This is a genomic window from Stenotrophomonas sp. RIT-551 (assembly GCF_026241915.1).
Lineage (GTDB): Bacteria > Pseudomonadota > Gammaproteobacteria > Xanthomonadales > Xanthomonadaceae > Stenotrophomonas > Stenotrophomonas bentonitica_A.
The window spans coordinates 1-20,914 of sequence record NZ_JAPJIU010000001.1; the positions used below are offsets into that span (position 1 = coordinate 1).

The following is a 20,914-nucleotide window of genomic DNA, read 5'->3' on the forward strand; positions in this document are numbered from 1 at the left end:
TTTTTGTCCGCGATTCAGCGCCTGGCTCCGCCGCCTTCCGGCAACCAGGCACGCCCTGCCGGTGTCTGGCGCAGCTGTCTGTAAAGCACGTCGCCATGCAGACGTACCGTCATGGCTGCTGATGACGGACAACTCCACCCCGCTGACCTGCGTGATTCTCGACGACCACCCGGGGGGCGTGGCGATCTCGTCCGCCGATTGGCGCTGGCTCGCCGATGCCGTGCAGATACGCAGGTCGGCGACGCCCCACACCGGGGATGCGCTGGTGACCGCACTCGCAGGATGCCGGGACACGGGGGTGATGCGCATGCGCACGCCGATCACCGCCGCGAAGGCGCAAGGCGTGGTCGTGTGCGGAACCGACAGCCATCCCCAACCGGCGATGGAACTGACCTGGGTGCTGATCCTGGCGGTAATGCGGAATCTGGTGCCGGAGGCGAACGCGCTGCGTGTGCAAGGACCGTGGCAGCAGAGCGTCGGTCGTGATCTGCACGGCGCACGCCTGGGGCTGCCGACTGGGCGGGATCGGTCAGCGGGTCGCGCGGATCGGCCCGGGAGTCGGCTTGCAGGTCAATGCGTGGCGTTTGAATCTGGATGCTGGCCAAGCAGAGGCCGCCGGCGTGCACCTGGCGGTATCCAGGCAGGCGCTGTTCGCCAGCAGAACATACTGGCGACGCGGCAATGGGGCGAAGTCACCGAGCGCAACGATCGCGATGCCTTCAGCCAGGCGGTCGAACGCATCGCCGCCTGACTGCAGGACGCGCCGCGGCGCGTGCTGGGCTGACGCCGATCAGGCCACTGCGGCCGCGCGGTAGGCCTGTTCCTGATGGCGGAACACCGCGACCGCCTGGGTCAGGTCGGCAGCCTGCGCTTCCAGCAACCGCGCCGCAGCACTGGCTTCCTCGACCAGCGCCGCGTTCTGCTGGGTGGCATCGTCCATCTGCGCCACGGTCTGGTTGACCTGGTCGATGCCGGCCGCCTGCTCCTGCGACGCAGAAGAGATCTCGGCCATGATGCCGCTGACACTGGCGACGCGGGTGACGATCTCGCCCATGGTCTGTCCGGCGTCCTGGACCAGACGGGCGCCCTCGGCGACCTGTTCCACGGAGGCCTCGATCAGGCCCTTGATCTCCTTGGCCGCTTCGGCCGATCGCTGCGCCAGGCTGCGCACTTCGCTGGCGACCACGGCGAAGCCCCGGCCCTGCTCGCCGGCGCGCGCGGCTTCCACCGCCGCGTTGAGTGCCAGGATGTTGGTCTGGAAGGCGATGCCGTCGATCACCCGGGTGATGTCGCCGATCCGGTGGGAGGCGCTCTGGATGGCGTCCATGGTGGTCACCACCTGGCCCACCACCTGGCTGCCGCGCGTGGCGACGTCATGTGCGCCGTGGGCCAGCGCGCTGGCCTGGCGCGCATGCTCGGCGTTCTGGCGGACGGTCGAGGTCAGCTCTTCCATCGAGGCGGCGGTTTCCTCCAGATGTGCGGCCTGGCGTTCGGTGCGCTCGGAGAGGTCATCGTTGCCGCTGGCGATCTCGCTGGCGGCCAGCGAGATAGAGCCGGTGCACCGCTTGATCCGCTCGACCATCGCGGTCAACTGTTCGGCGGTCGCGTTGGCATCGCGTTGCATGGCTTGGAACGAGCCGTGGAAGTCGCCGCGCATGCGCTGGCCCAGGTCGCCGTCGGCCAGCGCGGAAAGCATGCGGCGGATCTCGCCGACCGTACCACCAACACTGTCCAGCAACTGGTTGATGCCGCCGGTCAGGCCATTGAGGAAGCCGGCGCCGCCGTCGGTGGCCTGCAGGCGACGATCGAGGTCGCCCTTGCTGGCCGCCTCGACGATGTCGGCCACGGCGGTCTCCAGCAGCAGCTCGTGGGTACGGTCATGCCACTCCACCGCGAAGCCCTGGCGCTGGCCCTGCGCATCGAACACCGGCGTCACCACCTGGGCGAAATGCACCGGGCCGATCCGCACGCGGCCATGATGGGTGGCCATCAGGGTGTTGAGGATGCCGCGGATACGGTCCGGGTTGGCATGGAAACGGTGGATGCTGCTGCCGACCAGGCGCTCGGCGTCGAAATCGGGGAAGGCCTCGCGCAGACTGGCCTGCTGGTTGCGCAGCAGCGTCACCACCGACTGGTTGACGTAGCGGATCACGTGGTCGTTGTCGGCAATCATCATCGCCGTGCGGGAGACATCCAGCGCCTGCCGCACCTGGGCATCGTGGGCGTGGTAGACGCTGTCGCGCGCCTGCGCGCGCGCCGCCTCTGTGGCCAGCGAAAGCGCTCGCGTCTCTGCCTGCCGCAGGGCATGACCCTGCTGCCTCACACGCAGCGCCACCAGGCCCAGCAGCAGCCCCGCGATCGCGACCGGAAGCAGCGCCCAGGGCTGCCGCTGCCAGACCGCAGCGATCACGGCCGCGGCGATCAGCAGCCCCGCGGTGATCAGACAGGCCGCGTCCGCGAACGGTCGGGACGTGCGCGTGCGCAGCAGATCGGGTGGGCGGGTCGAGGCAACGGGAAGGGCGGACATGGCGGCTCCAGAATCATCAGAAAGCAGAAATCCTGCGGCGCTCGCGCGCACAGGCGGGTGCCGCACCCCTCACCGGCGATTCGGTGGGCGCAGCAGCGAAAGGAAGCAGGGAGGCGCGTAGGGAGCACACAGCGAACGCCGCGTCGGCGGTGGCGATCACCGCCGGCATGGCCCGGTCCTGTGGGCGATGGCACGGCCAATCCGGCATTGCGACGACGTTCCCTGGAAGCCTGGGTGATGCGCGGCTTCGCAACGGCGGAGCAAGCGACGACAGTGCAGTCGAGAAAATCGCCTGCACCCTCGGTATCGGTCGCTGCCGGGATAAGTTGAGTGCGACCGTGTGTCGCACCGTGCAGGCTTACCCGGCGAGGAAGCCCTGGATCACCTCGGCCACCACCTGCGGGTGCTCCATGTGCAGGTGATGGGTGCCCGGGAACACGGCCAGGCGGCCTTCGCGCAGCAGCCCGATGCGCTGGCTGCGCAGCGGCTCGGGGTAATACGGCTGCGCCGGCGTGGCGTAGATCACCTGGGTCGGGCACTCGATCGCGGCGAGCAGGTCGTCGATCTGCGCCTCACTCAGGCGCATCGCGGTGGGCAGCATCAGGCGTTGATCGCTGCACCAGCTGTACCCGCCCTCGACCGGTTTGACGCCACGTTCGACCAGCAGGCGCGCGCACGGCTCGCTGAGCTGGTTGGCCATCATGCGGGCGCGGATCGGCGCAGCCAGATCGGGAAACACACGCAGCCTGCGGGTGGACAGTGCACGCGCGGCGCGCACGTGTTCGCGAAGACGCTGTGCTGTCTCATTCTCCGGACCGCGCAGGCCGCCGAGCGCCTCGATCGCGATCAGGCGCTCCACGCGCTCCGGTGCGGCTGCCGCGGTGAGGCTGGCGATGCCCGCGCCCATCGAATGGCCGAGCAGCACGAAGCGATCCCAGCCCAGCGCATCGGCGACTTCAAGGACATGGCAGATCGCACCGGGCGTGTTGTATTGCGTGCCGGGCGGCAGATGCGCGCTGTGGCCGTGCCCGGGCAGATCGATCGCCACCAGCTCGAGCCCGGGCAGCTGCGCGGCCAACGGCACGAAGCTGGCCGCGTTGTCGAGCCAGCCGTGCAGCGCCAGCACACGCAGGCCACCGCTCACAGGCGACCGCAGCCCGGCCACGGTGCTGCCGGCGACCGCCAGGGAGAACGGCTGCAGGGTCATGCCAGCGCCGCGATGCTCAGTCGCGACAGCGCCAGTGCATGCGCCTGCGCATCGTTGAGGCAGGGGATGTAGCGCATGGTCGCGCCGCGCTGGGCCACGGTTTCGGTAAAGCCCATCGCCACTTCCTCCAGCGTTTCCAGGCAGTCCGTGGCAAAGCCAGGGCAGACCACGTCCATGCTGCGCACGCCGCTGTCTGCCATTGCCCACAGGGTGGGCTCGGCATAGGGCTGCAGCCACTTCTCGCGGCCGAACCGCGACTGGTAGGTCAACTGCCAGGCATCGTCGGTCAGCTCCAGGGCCTGCGCGATCGCCCGCGCACTGGCCTCGCAGCGTTGCGGATACGGATCGCCGGCATCGGCCAGGCGCTGCGGGATGCCATGGAAAGAGAACACCAGCTTCTCGCCGCGACCGTGGTGCTCCCACCACTGGCGGATGCTGCCGGCGACGGCGGCGACCCAGTCCGGATCGACCGCGTAATCGCGCACCAGGGTCACGGTGACGCCGGGATGTGCCGGCTGCCACTGACGCACCTGATCCTCGATGGAGGCGGTGGTGGTGGTCGAATACTGGGGATACAGCGGCAGCACCACGATCCGCTTGATGCCCTCGGCGGCCAGCCGATCCAGCTCGGCCGGCAGCGCCGGCGCGCCGTAGCGCATCGCATGACGCACCCGCAGGTCCGGCATGAGGCCCTGCATGGCCTCGGCCAGCCGGCGGGTGTAGACCATCAGCGGGGAGCCGTCCGGCAGCCAGACCTGGGCGTACTTGGCGGCCGAGCGACCACTGCGCAATGGCAGGATCAGCCCGTACAGCAAGGGTTTCCAGAACAGTGGCGGAATCGCGACCACGCGCGGATCGCTGAGGAACTCAGCCAGGTAGCGACGCACCGCCGGGGCGGTTGGCGTCTCGGGCGTGCCTAGATTGACCGCCAGCACGGCGGTGTCGGGTGCGTCGAGCATGTCGCCATTCTCGCAGGTCTGCGCGATTGGCGGGATGGATTTGGATGATGAACACGATCCAGCAGGGATATCGATAGCCCGGAATACTCATTGCCGATTCATCGCCGGGCTTCTAACGTCCAGAAGCGTATCGACCCCGGTCGAACGTGCCGCTATCTTGTATGAATCGACTTTCTGGAGCCCACCCATGCGCCGCCTCAGCCTTGTACTGCTGATCACCGCCAGCCTGCTGTCGACCCAGGCCATGGCCGGGCCACAGGAGGACCAGCGCGCCCGCAATGCCGTGCGCGTCCTGAATGAAATCCAGGGCATCCCCGAGCAGGGGATTCCCGACAAGCTGCTCGACGAAGGTCGCGCGGTCGTCGTCATCCCTGACACCATCAAAGCCGGCCTGGTGATCGGTGGCCGTCGCGGCCACGGCCTGATGTCGGTCAAGACGCCCGACGGCAGCTGGTCCAACCCGGTGTTCGTGAAGCTCACCGGCGGCAGCATCGGCTTCCAGGCCGGTGTGCAGTCCTCCGACGTGGTGCTGGTGTTCCGCAATGACCGCAGCCTGGACAATCTCGTCAACGGCAAATTCACCCTGGGCGCCGATGCCGGTGTCGCCGCCGGTCCTGTCGGCCGCAACGCCGCGGCCGCCACCGATGGCCAGTTGAAGGCCGAAATCTGGTCCTGGTCGCGCGCCCGCGGGCTGTTCGCCGGTGTGGCGCTGGATGGCGCCGTGCTGCAGATCGACGATGCCGCCAACCTGGATGCCTACGGCAGCAATACCACGCCGCGCATGGTGTTCGAAGGCCGCGTCGGCGAGCCGCCGTCGGTGGACGTGGTCGCCTTCCGCGATCGCCTGGAAGAAGCCACCTACACCGCCCGTGAAAAGCGCGGGACCGCAGGCAGCGCGCCTGCACCGGCCCCGGCACCGCGCGCGGCCACCGTGCCGGTTCGACCTGAACAGGCGCCGGCTCCGGCCGCTGCCGGCGCGACCACCGCCCCGTTGCAGTCCGTGCCGGCGCAACCGGCCCCGCAGCAGGGCTTCCAGCCGGTCGGTGACGGTGAAGTCCGTACCGAATCGCTGGACGGCAACTGACTTTTGTCACGCGCGCCGGCTTACCGCCGGTGCGCTATGCTCAACCGTCTGATCACTACGTAACGCGAGCGGCTCATGGGCACTTTCAGCATCTGGCATTGGTTGGTCGTGCTGGTCATCGTTCTGCTGGTGTTCGGCACCAAGAAACTGACCAGCGGCGCCAAGGACCTTGGCAGCGCCGTCAAGGAATTCAAGAAGGGCATGCGCGACGAGGACAAGCCGAACGCGCAGCTCAGCGACAGCTCGCGTCCGCAGGACTCGACGACGACGTCGCAGACCGAGCACGACCGCGACCCGCGCTGATCCGGGCGGCTTGGCGTGTTCGATATCGGTTTCAGTGAACTGCTGGTCATCGCGGTGGTGGCCCTGGTCGTGCTCGGCCCCGAGCGGCTGCCCAAGGCGGCCCGCTTCGCCGGGTTGTGGGTGCGCCGTGCCCGCAACCAGTGGGATTCGGTGAAGCAGGAGCTTGAGCGCGAGCTGCATGCCGAAGAGATCAAGCGCCAGTTCGATGATGTGAAGTCTTCGGTACGCGATACCGAGTCGCAGCTGCGCGCCAGCGGCGAAGCGGTGCGCCGCGAGGCCGAGCAGATGCGCCAGGACGTGGCGCGTCACGGCGAGGGTGTTGCCGCCGCGGACGACGCGCCGGTGATGACCGGCCCGGCGCCGGGTTCTCCGGCCAGCGTGGCCCAGCATGCGGTGGCGACCGATGAGGTCGAGCCGCCGCGCGATGCGATGGCTCCGCCCGGGATCGATGGCAGTGCGCCCCGTGCGGACGTGTCGGCACCGCTGCCGCCATCGACGGATACCGCGGCGCCTGCGCCCACGCCCACGCCGCCCAACGACGAGGCACCGCGATGAGCGAGCATGAAAGCAGCGAGAGCTCGCTGGTCGAACACCTGATTGAACTGCGTGCGCGCCTGGTGCGCGCGTTGATCGGCCTGGGCGTGGTGCTGCTGGGGCTGATGCCGTTCTCGCGTCAGATCTACACGATGGTCGCCGAACCGCTGATCTCGCAGCTGCCGAACGGGCAGACGATGATCGCGACCAATCCTGCGGGTGCCTTCTTCGCGCCGTTGAAGCTGACCTTCTTCGTAGCGGTGTTCATCGCCGTGCCGTGGCTGCTGTTCCAGCTGTGGTCGTTCGTGGCACCGGGCCTGTATGCCCGCGAAAAACGCCTGGCCGTGCCGTTGCTGGCCTCGTCGGTCCTGCTGTTCTATCTGGGCTGCGCGTTCGCGTACTTCCTGGTGCTGCCGGCGGTGTTCCACTTCCTGACCACGTTCCGCCCGGAGGTGATCGCGATCACTCCGGACGCAACGGCTTACCTGGATTTCGTGCTGGCGATCTTCTTCGCCTTCGGCACCAGTTTCGAGCTGCCGGTGGCGATGGTGATCCTGGTGCTGCTGGGCTGGATCACGCCGCAGCAGTTCAAGGAAGGCCGCGGCTACGCGATCGTCGGCATCTTCGTGCTGGCCGCGGTGCTGACGCCGCCGGACGTGGTCTCGCAGCTGATGCTGGCCATTCCGATGTGCCTGCTCTACGAACTGGGCATCCATGCGGCACGCTGGCTGGTGCCACGCCCCGGTGGGAAAGCACAGCCGGAGTAATGGCGCGAAAAATGCATCCGGTTGCAGCGAGGCAACTTGTTGCCACGGCCACGTCAATCTGCACAGCGACGTAGACCCAGGGCTCTTTTTCGGCTGAGCGTATTTGAACAGCCATGAATGGCTGCGCTGAGCACCAGCCGTCACGCCGAGCAGCGTTACCTGTGTCTTCGCGCCACGAAGAGCAATGACCAGAGTGATCAACGCGTAACGCCCCGCTTTTCGACTGCTCCGCTGCTGAGCGGGTAGTGGGGGGATTTCTAAAAGGTCCCGACACGGTTAAGAGCCCTTTAAGCGGCGGTGGCATGGAATACAGAGGCGCAAGCGGGCAGGGCGTACGGTTTGAGGCAGACGGTTCCTTCAATACTTTCTTGGATCCAAAAAAATAGGTGTGCTATGAGCGGTTTTTCAGTGGACTTTGTAAGTCCTGCGAAATTCAATTCACTTGCTGCGGAAGTTTCATTTGAGTCTCAGATCCTCTGCCGTATCGACAAGGAGCGCGCAGACGGGGCTTTGGAGATCGAGTTTTTCCACGAAACCCGACTGCTCGGCGTTGACCCCAAGATGAAGTTCCCGATCAAGGATTTCCTCGAGGTCGTCGAGCAGGCTTGCACGGATCTTCGAAACATCCCGGAGTGATGTTTTCGGATGCTGCAATGCATGGACCGAAAGCGAAGAATCTTGTGACCACTCCGACAGCAATTTCGTAAATCTTCAACGCCCTCCGCGCAACAAGCGTCAAATTGCTGACCGGAGTGATCCCCCGGCGCTGCAGAAATGTGTACTCCCACCGCCGTCAGCAACGTTGAACAGCGAAGTGCGCCGACATCGAGCTGTTCGCGTAGAGAGGACACAGAACCGTACCAGCGAGATCGGGGGTGGAATTTTGTGTAGCACAATCGCTTTGGCGGACAGCACTACGGCCAAAGCCGGGGTTTTGTGTTGATCAGGCGGCGAACACGTTGTTCGGGCCCGGCATCGGCGGCGGGGTCTGCGGACCCTGCTGGCCGAACATCTGCTTCCACGCGGTGTAGATGGCACCGGCGAACACCGGCATCACCACCCCCATCAGCAGCAGCTGCGCGACGAACAGGGCGAGCATGGTGCCGCCGATCAGCTGCGCGATCAGGGCCACCAGCATCACGCCGAAGTAGATCGCAAACACCGCCACGAAGGCGAGCAGGAAGAACACCAGCATCGCCAGCACGTTGTGCAGGCAGGCGCGCAGGCTCAGGCGCATCGCCTGCAGACCGTTGCGGTGCTCGAACATCACCTGCGGCGGCAGGGTGAACAGCGCCAGCGCCATGGCCAGGAAGGTGACCACCACCAGCGCCAGCCACAGCAGGATGCGCATCGCCGGCAGGCTCGCCATCAACTCTTCGATCTGCGCCGGGTCCGGCTGCGCGCCGGACTGGCTGATCGTGTTGAGCTGGACCATCACCTCGCTGAGGTGCTGCAGGCCGCTGCTACCGATCAGCACCAGCAGCAGCACGCCCAGGAACAGGCCGGCCACCAGCTGCGGCAGCAGCGAGGCGAGCAGGTTCAGGGCGCGGCCTTCATGCAGCCCCTGCAGCAGGTGCGCAGGCTGTGCAACGCGCCCCTGGTCCACTTCGCGCACGGCCCAGACCAGGCCACCGAAGAACAACGGGCCGGCCAGCGCCATCAACAGCTGCGCCAGTGTGCTCAGTGCCGGGCTGACCATCGCCAGCGACATCACCAGCAACGCGGCCACGGCCCAGATCACGCCGAGCAGGCCCAGCGCCAACGGCGCCTTGCGCAGCAGGGTGAAACCCGACACCAGCCATTCCGCGCCGGCGGAGGCCGGCAGCTTGCGAATCTCGCTCATAACATTCCGGGGACAGGGGAGGAGGCGCGAACGCCCGATTGCGGTCGATTATCCCTGTTTTCCCGGCGCGTGACCTGAAGGCCGCCCAGCGCGGCGCGGACGCTGCGTTGCGCCCGGTGCCTTGCCGGTGCTGGCCTCAGGCGTTGCGCGCCTGGCGGACGAAACGGCGCAGCAGCTGGCGGGCCAGCGGCGCGGCGCTGACCTCGCGGGCGACGCGGCGCGCGCAGCCGCCGTGCTGGCGGATGCACTCGGCGCGGGCGCGGACATAGCCGCGCATGTGGTGGGTGGCGAACTCGGGGTGGAACTGCACGCCCCAGGCATGCGCGCCCCAGCGGAAGGCGTGGCAGTTGTCCTGCGCCGAGCGCGCCAGGATCGCCGCGCCCTCGGGGGCGCGCAGGACCGTCTGCAGGTGGGTGGCGTGCGCCGGGAAGCGCGCGGGCAGGCCACTGAACAGCGGATCGTCGATCGCTGACGGATCGAGCGCCAGCTCGATCGTGCCCGATTCGCGGCCTGCCGGGTTGTAGGCGACTTCGCCGCCCAGCGCGTGGGCCAGCAGCTGGTGGCCGTAGCAGATGCCGAACACCGGGCGGTCGTCGTGGGCGGCATCGCGCAGCCATTGCGCGCTGCGCTCGCTCCAGTCGGCGCGGTCGGTGACATAGGCGGCCGAGCCGCTGACGATCACGCCGGCGAAATCGCGGTGGCTGGGCAGGGTGCCGCCGTGCTCGACATCGACCACCACGGTCTCGTCGGCGCCGAGCCCGGCCGCGACCCGGATCCAGTGCGAAAACCGCCCGTAGCGGCGCAGCGAGGCGACGGGTTGGCCGGTTTCAAGAATCAGGAACGGGGCGGAATTCATCCGGGGGAGGCAGGACCGAGAGGACTTCCTCGATTGTAGTCAGCCCTGCCGCTACCTTTTCAAGCCCTGCGCGGCGCAGGGTTCGTACCCCTTCAGCACGTGCGGCACGGTTGAAGGCGGCCAGATCCATGTCCGCGCGGATGTGCCGGCGCAGGCTGGAACCCAATGGCAGCAACTCATACAGGCCCACGCGGCCGAGGAAACCGGTGCGCCGGCAGTCGATGCAGCCGACCGGTGCATATGGCGTGGGTGCCTCAGGTAATGCCGCATCGGCATCAGCCAACACCGCCCATTGCTCGGCCGAGAGCACCGCGGGCACCTTGCAGTGGGTGCACAGGGTGCGCACCAGACGCTGGGCCAATACCCCGTTGAGGGTGGAGGCGAGCAGGTAGTGCGGCACCCCCAGGTCCAGCAGGCGGGTGATCGCCGAGGGCGCATCGTTGGTGTGCAGGGTGGACAGCACCAGGTGGCCGGTCAGCGAGGCCTGCACCGCCATCTGCGCGGTCTCCAGGTCGCGGATCTCGCCGATCATGATGATGTCCGGGTCCTGCCGCAGCAGGGTGCGCACGCCGCTGGCGAAGTCCAGATCGATGTTGGTCTGCACCTGCATCTGGTTGAATTCCGGCGCGATCATTTCGATCGGGTCTTCCACCGTGCAGACATTCACGTCCGGTGTGGCCAGCCGCTTCAGCGTGGAATACAGAGTGGTGGTCTTGCCCGAGCCGGTCGGCCCGGTGACCAGCACGATGCCGTGCGGGCGCTCGACCAGGGCGCTCCAGCCAGCCGCTTCCTGCGGGCTGAAACCCAGCTGGTCGATGCTCTTGAACGCCGCATCCGGGTCGAAGATGCGCATCACGCACTTTTCGCCGAACGCGGTGGGCATGGTCGACAGGCGCATCTCCACCTCGCGCCCGCCCGGCGAACGGGTCTTGATGCGGCCATCCTGCGGGCGGCGACGCTCGGCCAGGTCCATCCGGCCCAGCACCTTGATGCGGCTGACCACGGCGGTCATCACCGCCGGCGGCACCTCGAACACCTTGTGCAGCACCCCATCGATGCGGAAGCGCATGCGGCCCATGTCGCGGCGCGGCTCCAGGTGGATGTCCGAGGCGCGCTGCTCATAGGCGTACTGCAGCAGCCAATCCACGATGTGCACGATGTGCTGGTCGTCGGCGTTGACGTCACCGGCGCGGCCCAGCTCGACCAGCTGCTCGAAGCTGGGCAGGGTGCTGCTGGCCTCGCCCCGGACATCGCCGCGGGCGCCGCGCACCGAGCGCGTGACCCCGTAGAACTCCATGGTGTAGCGGTGCAGGTCGAGCGGGTTGACCATCGCCAGCTCGATCCGGCGGCGGCTCAGGTGCTGCAGGTCGCGCAGCCACTCCTGGGCCAGCGGTTCGCTGGTGGCGACCAGCACGCGCTCGCTGTCCACGGCCAGTGGCAGGAAGCGGTGGCGGCGTGCATAGGCATGGGAGACCAGGGCGGTGACCGCCGAGACGTCGACCCGGGTCGGGTCCACCCGCAGGTAGCGCACGCCCGCGCGCTGGGCCAGCCATTCGCTGAGGCGCTCCAGGCCGAGTTCACCGCCGCCGCTGGCGCCCAGCTTCAGGTTGGCCAGCAGAACCAGTGGATGGACCTCGCTGGCATTGCGTGCGCCCGGGGCGGAGAAGCGGATCCGCTCCAGATCGGCAGGGGCGACCAGGCCATCGGCGACCAGTGCTGCAGCGACCTGGTCGAAGTCCAGGCGGCCGTGCGGCAGGGGCACGGCCGGCGCAGGAACACGGGCAATGGCCGCGGGCAGGCGTGGATCCATCCTCCAATTCCCCAAGGCACGGAAGGCCCGTGCGGTCGGTCGCTATACTAGCGCACCCCTCCTGCAGGCAAGAATCCGCCGCATGTCCGTCACGAAGAGCGTTCCGATCACTTTCCAGGGCCTGATCCAGACCCTCAACCAGTATTGGGCACAGCAGGGCTGCGTGCTGATCCAGCCGCTGGACCTGGAGGTCGGTGCCGGTACGTTCCACCCGGCCACCTTCCTGCGCTCGATCGGTCCGGAAAGCTGGAACGCCGCGTACGTGCAGCCCTCGCGCCGCCCGACCGACGGCCGCTACGGTGAGAACCCCAACCGCCTGCAGCGCTACTACCAGTACCAGGTGGCGATGAAGCCGAGCCCGGACAACATCCAGCAGCTGTACCTGGATTCGCTCAAGGCGCTGGGCATCGATCCGCTGGTGCACGACCTGCGCTTCGTCGAGGACAACTGGGAATCGCCGACCCTCGGCGCCTGGGGCCTGGGCTGGGAAGTGTGGTTGAACGGGATGGAAGTCACCCAGTTCACCTATTTCCAGCAGGCCGGTGGCCTGGAGTGCAAGCCGGTGCTCGGCGAGATCACCTACGGTCTGGAGCGCCTGTGCATGTACCTGCAGAACTGCGACAACGTCTATGACCTGATCTGGACCTACGGTCCGGATGGCACCCCGGTCACCTATGGCGATGTGTACCTGCAGAACGAGATCGAGCAGAGCACCTACAACTTCGAATACGCCGACGTGGATGAAATGTTCCATCGCTTCGATGCCTGCGAAAAAGAGGCGCAGAAGCTGGTCGATGTCGGCCTGCCGCTGCCGGCCTATGAGCAGGTCTGCAAGGCCAGCCATGCCTTCAACCTGCTGGATGCGCGCCGCGCGATCAGCGTGACCGAGCGCCAGCGCTACATCCTGCGCGTGCGCGCGCTGGCCCAGGCCGTGGCCAGGCTGTACGAGGCCAAGCGCCTGGAAGCCGTCGCCGCCAAGGAGGTGCAGGCATGAGCACGATGCAGCCGCTGCTGATTGAACTGGGTACCGAAGAATTGCCGGTCAAGGCGCTGCCGGGCCTGGCCCAGGCCTTCTTCGATGGCATCGTCGACGGCCTGACCAAGCGTGGCGTGGCCATCGAACGTGGCGATGCCAAGCCGCTGTCGACCCCGCGCCGCCTGGCCGTGCTGCTGCCCGGCGTGGCCGTTGAGCAGCCGGAACAGCACAGCGAAGTGCTGGGCCCGTACCTGAACATCGCGCTGGATGCCGAGGGTCAGCCGACCAAGGCGCTGCAGGGCTTCGCCGCCAAGGCCGGGATCGACTGGACCGCGCTGGAGCGCACCACCGATGCCAAGGGCGAGCGCTTCGTGCACCGCTCCACCACGCCGGGCGCGCGCACCGCGACCCTGCTGCCGGAGATCCTGCGCGAGGCGATCGCGGCGATGCCGATTCCCAAGCCCATGCGCTGGGGCAGCCACACCTACGGCTTCGCCCGCCCGGTGCATTGGCTGGTGCTGCTGCACGGCCCGGACATCATCGAGGCCGAGGTGCTGGGCCTGAAGGCCGACCGCATGAGCCGCGGCCATCGCTTCATGCACGACAAGACCGTGCGGCTGAGCGCGCCGGAGGACTACGTCGCCTCGCTGCAGGCCGCCTACGTGCTGGTCGATGCCGACGCGCGCCGCGCGCGCATCGTCGAACAGGTCAACGCGGCGGCCGCGCAGGCCGGCGGCCAGGCGCGCATCACTCCGGACAACCTGGAGCAGGTGGTCAACCTGGTCGAATGGCCGGCGCCGGTGCTGTGCAGCTTCGAGCGCGAGTTCCTGGCGGTCCCGCAGGAAGCGCTGATCGAGACGATGGAGATCAACCAGAAGTTCTTCCCGGTGCTCGATGCCGGCGGCACGCTGACCGAGAAGTTCATCGGCATCGCCAACATCGAATCCAAGGACGTGGCCGAAGTGGCCAAGGGCTACGAGCGCGTGATCCGTCCGCGGTTCTCCGATGCCAAGTTCTTCTTCGACGAAGATCTGAAGCAGGGCCTGGACGCCATGGGCGACGGCCTGAAGACCGTCACCTACCAGGCCAAGCTGGGCTCGGTGGCCGACAAGGTCGCCCGCGTGGCCGCACTGGCCGAGGCCATCGCGCCGCAGGTCGGCGTGGACCCGGTGCTGGCCAAGCGCGCGGCGCTGCTGGCCAAGAACGACCTGCAGTCGCGCATGGTCAACGAGTTCCCGGAACTGCAGGGCATCGCCGGCCGGCATTACGCCGTGGTCGGCGGCGAGTCGCCGGAGGTGGCGCTGGCCATCGACGAGGCCTACCAGCCGCGCTTCGGTGGCGATGACATCGCGCTCTCGCCGCTGGGCAAGGTGCTGGCCATCGCCGAGCGCCTGGACACGCTGGCCGGTGGCTTTGCCGCAGGCCTGAAGCCGACCGGCAACAAGGATCCGTTCGCACTGCGCCGCAATGCGCTGGGCCTGGCCCGCACGGTGATCGAGAGCGGGTTTGATCTGGATCTGCGCGCGCTGGTCGCCACCGCCATCGCCGGTCTGCCGGCGGGCGTGCAGCCCAGTGCCGAGCGCAAGACCGAGGCGCTGCCGCAGGAGCTGTACGACTTCGTGATCGATCGTCTGCGCGGCTATTACGCCGACAAGGGCGTGCCGGCCACGCACTTCAACGCGGTCGCCGAGCTGAAGCCGGTCTCGCTCTACGACTTCGACCGCCGCATCGATGCCATCGGCACCTTTGCCGCGCTGCCGGAAGCGGAAGCACTGGCCGCGGCCAACAAGCGCATCCGCAACATCCTGCGCAAGGCCGAGGGCGCGATCCCGGGCATGATCGACCCGGCGCTGCTGGCCGAGCCGGCCGAGAGCGAACTGGCCGAAGCGGTGGAAGCGGCCATCGATGACAGCAACGCCAGCCTGCACCAGAAGGACTACGTGAGCGTGTTGAACCGGTTGGCGCGCCTGCGCCCGCAGGTGGATGCGTTCTTCGATGCGGTGATGGTCAATGCCGAGGACCCGGCGCTGCGGGCCAATCGCCTGGCCCTGCTCAAGCGCCTGGGCGACCGCCTGGGCAGCGTGGCGGCGATCGAACACCTGTCCAACTGACGCTGCGGGGCAGGACGCCCCGAGGCTCACCAGAAGGCGCGACGGCTTCGGCGGTTCGCGCCTTCTGCGTTTCCTAGGGGTGGCCGGCGCAATGCGCACCATTCGCGCCGGGAACGTCATGAGCCGTCGCGGACGGTTCTGTCCGACACCGTGTCGGCATCGCTCAGGGCCGATGCGTCCGCAGCGACTTTCTCGCGGAATTTAACGGCTTCTTCACCGCCGTTCTGAAACAGCCACGCCGATTTCGCATGCTCGCGATGGCCCGTTATGCTGTCGCCATGCAGCCAACGAAATTCGCCCTTCCGCTGATGTTCCTGTCCTTTGCCACCGTCTCGGTGGCACATGCACGGGGGACCATCGAGAAAGTGGACATCAAAGGATTGGACAAGGGCGACGACGCCGAGATGATCGAGAACATCGAGGTCTCGCTGTCCCTGTACGACACCATCGGCAAGGTCCAGGGCGAGTCGCGGCTGGAGTACCTGTTGTCCCAGGCCGAGCGCCAGACCCGCGAGGCGCTGGAACCGTTCGGCTACTACAACCCGACCATCACGGTGGAAAGCCCCCGCGAAGGCGAGAACCTGCGCGTGGTGATCCAGGTGGACAAGGGGCCGCCGACCGTGGTCCGTCGCGAGCACATCGACATCACCGGCCCGGCCCAGCTGGACCAGTACCTCCAGGAAGACCTGGAGAACTTCAAGCCGCGCAAGGGCCAGCGCTTCGAGCACACCGAGTACGAAGCCAGCAAGATCCGGGTAACCCGGCGCCTGGCCGAACGTGGTTACTTCGATGCCGACTTCACCCAGCGCCAGGTCCAGATCACCCGTGCCGAGAACGCGGCCGACGTCGATCTCACCTGGGACAGCGGCCGCCGCTACAACATGGGCGAAATCCGCTTCCACCAGGATTACTTCGTCGACAAGCTGTTCGACCCGCTGGTCTATTGGGACGAAGGCAGCTACTTCCACGAAGGCAAGCTGGACCGCCTGCGCGAATCACTGACCAAGCTGGATTACTTCAGCGTGATCGACATCCAGCCGCGCCCGGACCAGGCCGATGAGAACGGCGATGTGCCGGTGGACGTCAACCTCACCCGCGCCAAGCGCACGATCTACACGGCCGGCCTGAGCTACGGCAGCGAGAGTGGCGCCGGTGTGCGCGGCGGCCTGGAGCGGCGCTTCCTCAACAGCCGCGGGCACAAGATGAACACCCAGCTCGACTATGCGCAGAAGCGCAAGAGCCTGGTCACCAGCTACCGCATTCCGGCCTTCAACTGGCTCGATGGCTGGTATGCGTTCACCGCCAGCGCGTATGACGAGCAGACCGACTACATCGACCTGCGCAACTTCAAGCTGTCGGCCAGCCGCAGTGGCGAGATCAACGAGTACTGGACCGCGATCGCCTCGATCAACGCCCTGCGCGAGCGCTGGCGTTACGCTTCGGGCACCGAGTTCACCGATGCGGTCTACAACACCTCCACGCTGGTCTACCCGCAGCTGGTGGCCGACTACGTCAACGTTGACGATGAAATGTTCCCGCGGCGTGGCCTGAGTGGCAGCGCGACGCTGCGCGGCGGCATCGAAGGCGCCGGCTCGGACACCAGCTTCGTGCAGGCCAACATGGTGCTGCGCTGGTATGTGCCGATCGGCGACACCGACCGCCTGATCCTGCGCGGTGAAGGCGGCAGCACCTGGACCAGCGACCTGGTGGCGATGCCGCCGAGCCTGCGCTTCTTCGCCGGTGGCGACCGCAGCATCCGCGGCTATGCCTTCCGCGAAGTCGGCCCGCGCACCGCACCGCCGGACAAGTACGCGCTCGGCGCGAAGAACCTGGTGGTCGGCTCGGCCGAGTATGAGCATTACTTCAAGGGCGGGCCGTGGGGCGCGGCGGTGTTCGTCGATACCGGCAGCGCGTTCGACAACACCATCGACCTGCACACCGGCGTGGGCTTCGGCGTGCGCTGGAAATCGCCGGTGGGCCCGGTGCGCGTGGATATCGCGCACGGCCTGAACAACCCGGATTCGCAGTTCCAGCTGTACCTGAACATCGGAGCGGACCTGTGAGCACGCCGACGCCTTCCGCACCCGCCACCCCGCCGCCGCCGCGCGTGCGTTTCTACCGCAGGCGCCGCTTCTGGGCGTGGTCCGGCTTCACCGTGCTCGGCCTGGTGCTGCTCGCGCTGCTGCTGGTGTACTGGCTGCTGCAGACCGTGGCCGGCCGCGATGTGCTGCTGGCGCAGGTGGTCGCACGCTTGCCGGTCGGCGCGTCGCTGACGTGGAGCAAGGTGGATGGTCCCGTCGCCGGGCCGCTGGTGCTGCACGATCTGGACTTCCGCTACGACGATATCCATTTCACCGCCGAGCGCGCCTATCTGGATCCGGACATCCGCCCGCTGCTGGGGCGCAAGCTGCAGCTCGATGCCCTGCAGATCAAGAACGCGACGCTGAACCTGGCCAAGAGCGATGAGCCGTTCGAGCTGCCCTCGTGGCCGGACTCGCTGCCGCAGATCGAAATGCCCCTGGCGATCCAGGCCGACACGATCATCATCGATGGCTTCCGCATCACCCAGGCGCAGCAGCCGCTGATCGACATCGCCAAGGTGCGCGGTGGCGTGGAGATCGCCAATGGCGAATTCCGCGCGACCCAGCTCAAGGTCGACAGCGACATGGGCGATTTCCGCGTGGACGGCCGTTATCTGCCACGCAGCGATTACGACACCGACATCACCATCGGCGCGCTGATGCCGGCCCCGCGCGGGCGTACCCCGGCGCGGCTGGGGCTGGTCGCACGCGGCGACCTGGGGCACATGGAAGTGGCGATCGCCGGCAACGCACCGGCGCCGCTGCAGGCCAGCCTGGTCTTTGATGGCCGCACCGATCCGGTCTGGAAACTCACCGCACGCAGCAAGGAACTCGACCTGGCACTGCTGGTGCCGGGGATGGACGCGAGCACCAGCACGCCGATGGCGCTGGATGTGCAGGCCGACGGCAAGGGCGGCCAGGCCAATCTGCAGGGCAGCTTCAAGCAGGGCGACATCGCGGTGGAACTGGCGCCCTCCAAGGTCGGCCTGGCCGACCAGGTGCTGACCGTGGCGCCGCTGCAGGTGAAGGGCTTCGGTGGCCAGGCGAGGCTGGAAGGCATCGCCGATTTCACCGACAAGGAAAACGCGAGCCTGCGGTTCTCCGTCGTCGCCAACGACCTGACCTTCGTGCCCGCCGCCGACACCACCACCCCGGGCGCCGCTGCGCCGGTGCCGGTGACGCTCAAGGAAGCGCGCATGGGCCTGGCCGGCACGCTGAAGGCCTGGGCGGCGGTTGGCCGTGCCTCGGTTGAGCGCGAGAAGCAGGTCGCCGACCTGACGTTCGACGTGCGCGGCAACGACCAGGTCGCCGTGATCAAGCAGCTGCAGGCGAGCACGCCGGGCGGCTCGCTGGATGTCACCGGCCAGGTCGCCTGGGCACCGCAGCTGGATTGGGACGTCGCCGCCAAACTGGCCGGCTTCGATCCGGGTTACTTCGCGCCGGGGTGGGACGGCAAGCTGTCCGGTTCGTTCGCATCGAAGGGCCGCCAGTTGCCGCCGCCCGCCGGCAGTCCGGCCGGTACCGCCGGCAGCTATGAAGCCACCGTCGATGTGCCCGGCATCAAGGGCACGCTGCGCAAGCGCGCGCTGGATGCACAGGGCAGGTTCGCCCTGCGCGGCGAGCAGGGCGAGGGCAACCTCAAGCTCGCGCTGGGCAACAGCCGCCTGACCGCCAAGGGCTCGGTCGGTGACCGCCTGGATATCGATGCACAGCTGGAACCGGTGCAGCTGGCGGACCTGTTGCCCAACAGCACCGGCAGCCTGCGCGGCCACGTGCTGATCAAGGGCGCTCGCACCGCACCGGACATCACCGCCGATCTGGTCGGCAGTGGCCTGCGCTGGGACGACTGGAGCGCCGAGGCGATCAGCATCAAGGGCCGCCTGCCATGGCAGGGCGACAGCGGCACGCTGGCGGTGCAGGGCAGCAAGCTGCAGGTGGGCATGCTGCTGGACACGCTCAACGTGGATGCGCGCGGCAGCCTGTCCAACCTGCGCGTGGATGCGCAGACGAAAAACGAACTTGGTGCCGTTGCGCTGCAGGGCGGTGTGCGCCAGCAGGGCCAGGCCTGGCGCGGTGACCTGACCGCGCTGCGCATCGCACCGATGAAGGGCGATGCCTGGAGCCTGCGTGCGCCGGCCACCTTCAGCGTGCAGGGCAGCAACGTCACCCTGAGCGATGCCTGCCTGGGGGCGGCCACCGGTGGTGCGCTGTGCGCCAGCGCGAACTGGCCGCGCGAAGGCCTGCTCGTACGTGGCGATGCATTGCCGCTGGCGCTGGTGCAGCCCTGGCTGCCGCCGCAGTCCGGCCGCCGCATCTTCCTGCGCGGTGAAGTGAATCTGGACGGGCGCATCCGCCCCCGCGGCAACGCGTGGGAAGGCAGTGCCTCGGTCACCTCGCGCGAAGGCGGCGTGCGCCTGGGCGACAACGCCCGTGGCGAACTGGTGCGCTACGACCAGTTCTCGGTGAACCTGGAGATGACCCCGCAGCAGATCAACGCCAAGCTCGGTGTCGGCTTCCAGGGCGACGGCTTCGTCGATGCCAAGGTGCAGACCGGCTGGGATGCCAACGCACCGCTGACCGGCGAGCTCTACATGAACATCGCGCGCCTGTACTGGCTCGAACTGTTCTCCCCGGATATCGTGCGCCCGACCGGGCTGATCGAAGGCCACGTCAGCCTGCGCGGCACCCGTGGCACGCCCTCGCTGGGGGGGGAGGCCACGTTGAGCAAGTTCAATGGCGAGTTCCCCGCGCTGGGCCTGACCTTCGCCGAGGGCAAGGGCAGCTTCACCGCACAGCCGGACGGCTCGGCCAAGATCACCGCCCAGGCCAACTCGGGCAAGGGCACGCTGTACGTCGATGGCGGGCTGTCCTGGTTCGGTGACGCGCAGCCGCTGCAGCTGCATATCCACGGCGAGAACGTGCTGCTGGCCAATACCAGCGAACTGCGCGTGGTGGCCAACCCCAACCTGGACTTCACCCTGGCCGGCAGCGCGATGCAGCTGCGTGGCACGGTGCATGTGCCCGAAGCGGATCTGGACCTGGAGCGCCTGGATCGCGGTACCTCGGTCTCTGAAGACGTGGTGGTGCTTGATCCGGTCGATCCGGAAGAGGGCCCGAGTTCGCCGCTGGACATGGACCTGACCGTCAGCCTGGGCGACCAGGTCAAGATGGCCGGGTTCGGGTTGAAGGGCGCGCTGACCGGCAAGATGCAGGTGTGGGCGCGCCCCGGACGCGAGATGACCGCCAACGGCGGGCTCGAAGTCAGTGGCCGCTACAAGGCCTACGGCCAGGACCTGACCATCACCCGCGGCAACTTGAACTGGAACTACAACGCGGTCTCCGATCCGCGCATCAACATCCGTGCCCAGCGCACTGTCGGCGACATCACTGCCGGTATCGATGTGACCGGGCGGGCGCAGTCGCCGCGCGTGGACGTGTGGTCGGACCCGGCCATGTCGCAGTCCGAAGCACTGGCCTACCTGGTGCTGGGCCGCAGCCTCACCGGTGCCAGCAGCGACCAGGCCCAGCAGGTCAACGCGGCCTCGGCGGCGCTGTCGGCCGGCAGTGGCCTGCTCGCTTCCCAGCTGGGGGCCAAGCTCGGCCTGGACGATGCCGGCGTGAGCCAGTCGCGCGCGCTGGGCGGCTCGGTCATCGGCTTCGGCAAGTACATCTCGCCCAAGCTCTACATCGGCTACGGCGTCTCGCTGGTCGGCAGTGGTTCGGTACTGACGCTGAAGTACCTGCTGCGGCGTGGCTTCGATGTGGAGCTGGAATCGAGCACGGTGGAGAACCGCGGGTCGCTGAACTGGCGGCGGGAGAAGTAAGCCGCGGCCGGTGGTTCAGGTGCCCCTGACCA

Annotated in this window: 16 protein-coding genes; 10 read left to right on the forward strand and 6 right to left on the reverse strand. The window is 67.6% G+C overall.

The features are described from left to right. Window positions 1–751: Rossmann-fold NAD(P)-binding domain-containing protein (locus ORK51_RS00005; RefSeq protein WP_266083392.1), on the forward strand; the 751-nt coding region annotated here is incomplete at its 5' end. 39 nt (window positions 752–790) lie between these two features. On the opposite strand, the gene ORK51_RS00010 is transcribed toward ORK51_RS00005, so the two are convergent. The 3 genes from ORK51_RS00010 to hemH form a co-directional block, all read right to left on the reverse strand. Further along, window positions 791–2,527, reverse strand: a complete 1,737-nt coding sequence (locus tag ORK51_RS00010; protein WP_323053898.1) for a methyl-accepting chemotaxis protein — start codon at window positions 2,525–2,527, stop codon at window positions 791–793. Window positions 2,528–2,885: 358 nt separating this feature from the next. Next, window positions 2,886–3,734: an alpha/beta fold hydrolase gene (locus ORK51_RS00015; protein ID WP_070426252.1), complete on the reverse strand. Its 849-nt coding sequence runs from the start codon at window positions 3,732–3,734 to the stop codon at window positions 2,886–2,888. Further along, complete coding sequence (gene hemH, locus ORK51_RS00020) at window positions 3,731–4,693, reverse strand: ferrochelatase (RefSeq protein WP_019185584.1); 963 nt, start codon at window positions 4,691–4,693, stop codon at window positions 3,731–3,733. The genes ORK51_RS00015 and hemH overlap by 4 nt, the downstream gene beginning before the upstream one ends. Window positions 4,694–4,880: 187 nt before the next feature. Here hemH and ORK51_RS00025 point away from each other — a divergent pair, with 187 nt between their 5' ends. The 5 genes from ORK51_RS00025 (at window position 4,881) to ORK51_RS00045 (ending at window position 8,017) form a co-directional block, all read left to right on the forward strand. Continuing rightward, complete coding sequence (locus tag ORK51_RS00025; RefSeq protein ID WP_019185585.1) at window positions 4,881–5,777, forward strand: lipid-binding SYLF domain-containing protein; 897 nt, start codon at window positions 4,881–4,883, stop codon at window positions 5,775–5,777. 75 nt (window positions 5,778–5,852) lie between these two features. Next, the gene (gene tatA / locus ORK51_RS00030) at window positions 5,853–6,080 is read left to right on the forward strand and encodes a Sec-independent protein translocase subunit TatA (protein WP_070426251.1); all 228 of its coding nucleotides are present in this window, start codon (window positions 5,853–5,855) and stop codon (window positions 6,078–6,080) included. A gap of 15 nt (window positions 6,081–6,095) precedes the next feature. After that, window positions 6,096–6,635 (forward strand): Sec-independent protein translocase protein TatB, encoded by a 540-nt coding sequence (tatB, locus tag ORK51_RS00035; protein WP_070426250.1) that lies wholly within the window; start codon window positions 6,096–6,098, stop codon window positions 6,633–6,635. Continuing rightward, the gene (gene tatC, locus ORK51_RS00040) at window positions 6,632–7,381 is read left to right on the forward strand and encodes a twin-arginine translocase subunit TatC (RefSeq protein WP_019185588.1); all 750 of its coding nucleotides are present in this window, start codon (window positions 6,632–6,634) and stop codon (window positions 7,379–7,381) included. Before tatB ends, tatC begins: the two co-directional genes overlap by 4 nt. Window positions 7,382–7,774: 393 nt before the next feature. Next, a complete protein-coding gene (locus tag ORK51_RS00045) occupies window positions 7,775–8,017 on the forward strand; it encodes a hypothetical protein (protein WP_266083393.1) in 243 nt (80 codons plus the stop codon). A 307-nt stretch (window positions 8,018–8,324) separates the two neighbouring features. On the opposite strand, the gene ORK51_RS00050 is transcribed toward ORK51_RS00045, so the two are convergent. The 3 genes from ORK51_RS00050 to ORK51_RS00060 form a co-directional block, all read right to left on the reverse strand. Further along, a complete protein-coding gene (locus tag ORK51_RS00050; protein ID WP_266083394.1) occupies window positions 8,325–9,224 on the reverse strand; it encodes a BPSS1780 family membrane protein in 900 nt (299 codons plus the stop codon). 136 nt (window positions 9,225–9,360) lie between these two features. Then, window positions 9,361–10,080 (reverse strand): glutamine amidotransferase, encoded by a 720-nt coding sequence (locus ORK51_RS00055; RefSeq protein WP_070426248.1) that lies wholly within the window; start codon window positions 10,078–10,080, stop codon window positions 9,361–9,363. Beyond that, the gene (locus tag ORK51_RS00060; RefSeq protein ID WP_266083395.1) at window positions 10,052–11,890 is read right to left on the reverse strand and encodes a GspE/PulE family protein; all 1,839 of its coding nucleotides are present in this window, start codon (window positions 11,888–11,890) and stop codon (window positions 10,052–10,054) included. The genes ORK51_RS00055 and ORK51_RS00060 overlap by 29 nt, the downstream gene beginning before the upstream one ends. Window positions 11,891–11,972: 82 nt before the next feature. Here ORK51_RS00060 and glyQ point away from each other — a divergent pair, with 82 nt between their 5' ends. The 4 genes from glyQ to ORK51_RS00080 all read left to right on the forward strand — a co-directional run bounded on the left by glyQ (window position 11,973) and on the right by ORK51_RS00080 (window position 20,882). Further along, the gene (gene glyQ / locus ORK51_RS00065; RefSeq protein ID WP_070426246.1) at window positions 11,973–12,884 is read left to right on the forward strand and encodes a glycine--tRNA ligase subunit alpha; all 912 of its coding nucleotides are present in this window, start codon (window positions 11,973–11,975) and stop codon (window positions 12,882–12,884) included. After that, window positions 12,881–14,977, forward strand: coding sequence for a glycine--tRNA ligase subunit beta (gene glyS / locus ORK51_RS00070; RefSeq protein WP_070426245.1), 2,097 nt, complete (start codon window positions 12,881–12,883; stop codon window positions 14,975–14,977). Before glyQ ends, glyS begins: the two co-directional genes overlap by 4 nt. A gap of 257 nt (window positions 14,978–15,234) precedes the next feature. Next, window positions 15,235–17,040 (forward strand): autotransporter assembly complex protein TamA, encoded by a 1,806-nt coding sequence (locus ORK51_RS00075; protein ID WP_429000588.1) that lies wholly within the window; start codon window positions 15,235–15,237, stop codon window positions 17,038–17,040. Beyond that, window positions 17,037–20,882 carry a translocation/assembly module TamB domain-containing protein gene (locus ORK51_RS00080; protein ID WP_266083396.1) on the forward strand — a complete coding sequence of 1,282 codons (3,846 nt, stop codon included), beginning with the start codon at window positions 17,037–17,039 and terminating at the stop codon, window positions 20,880–20,882. Before ORK51_RS00075 ends, ORK51_RS00080 begins: the two co-directional genes overlap by 4 nt. The last annotated feature ends 32 nt before the right edge of the window (window positions 20,883–20,914 follow it).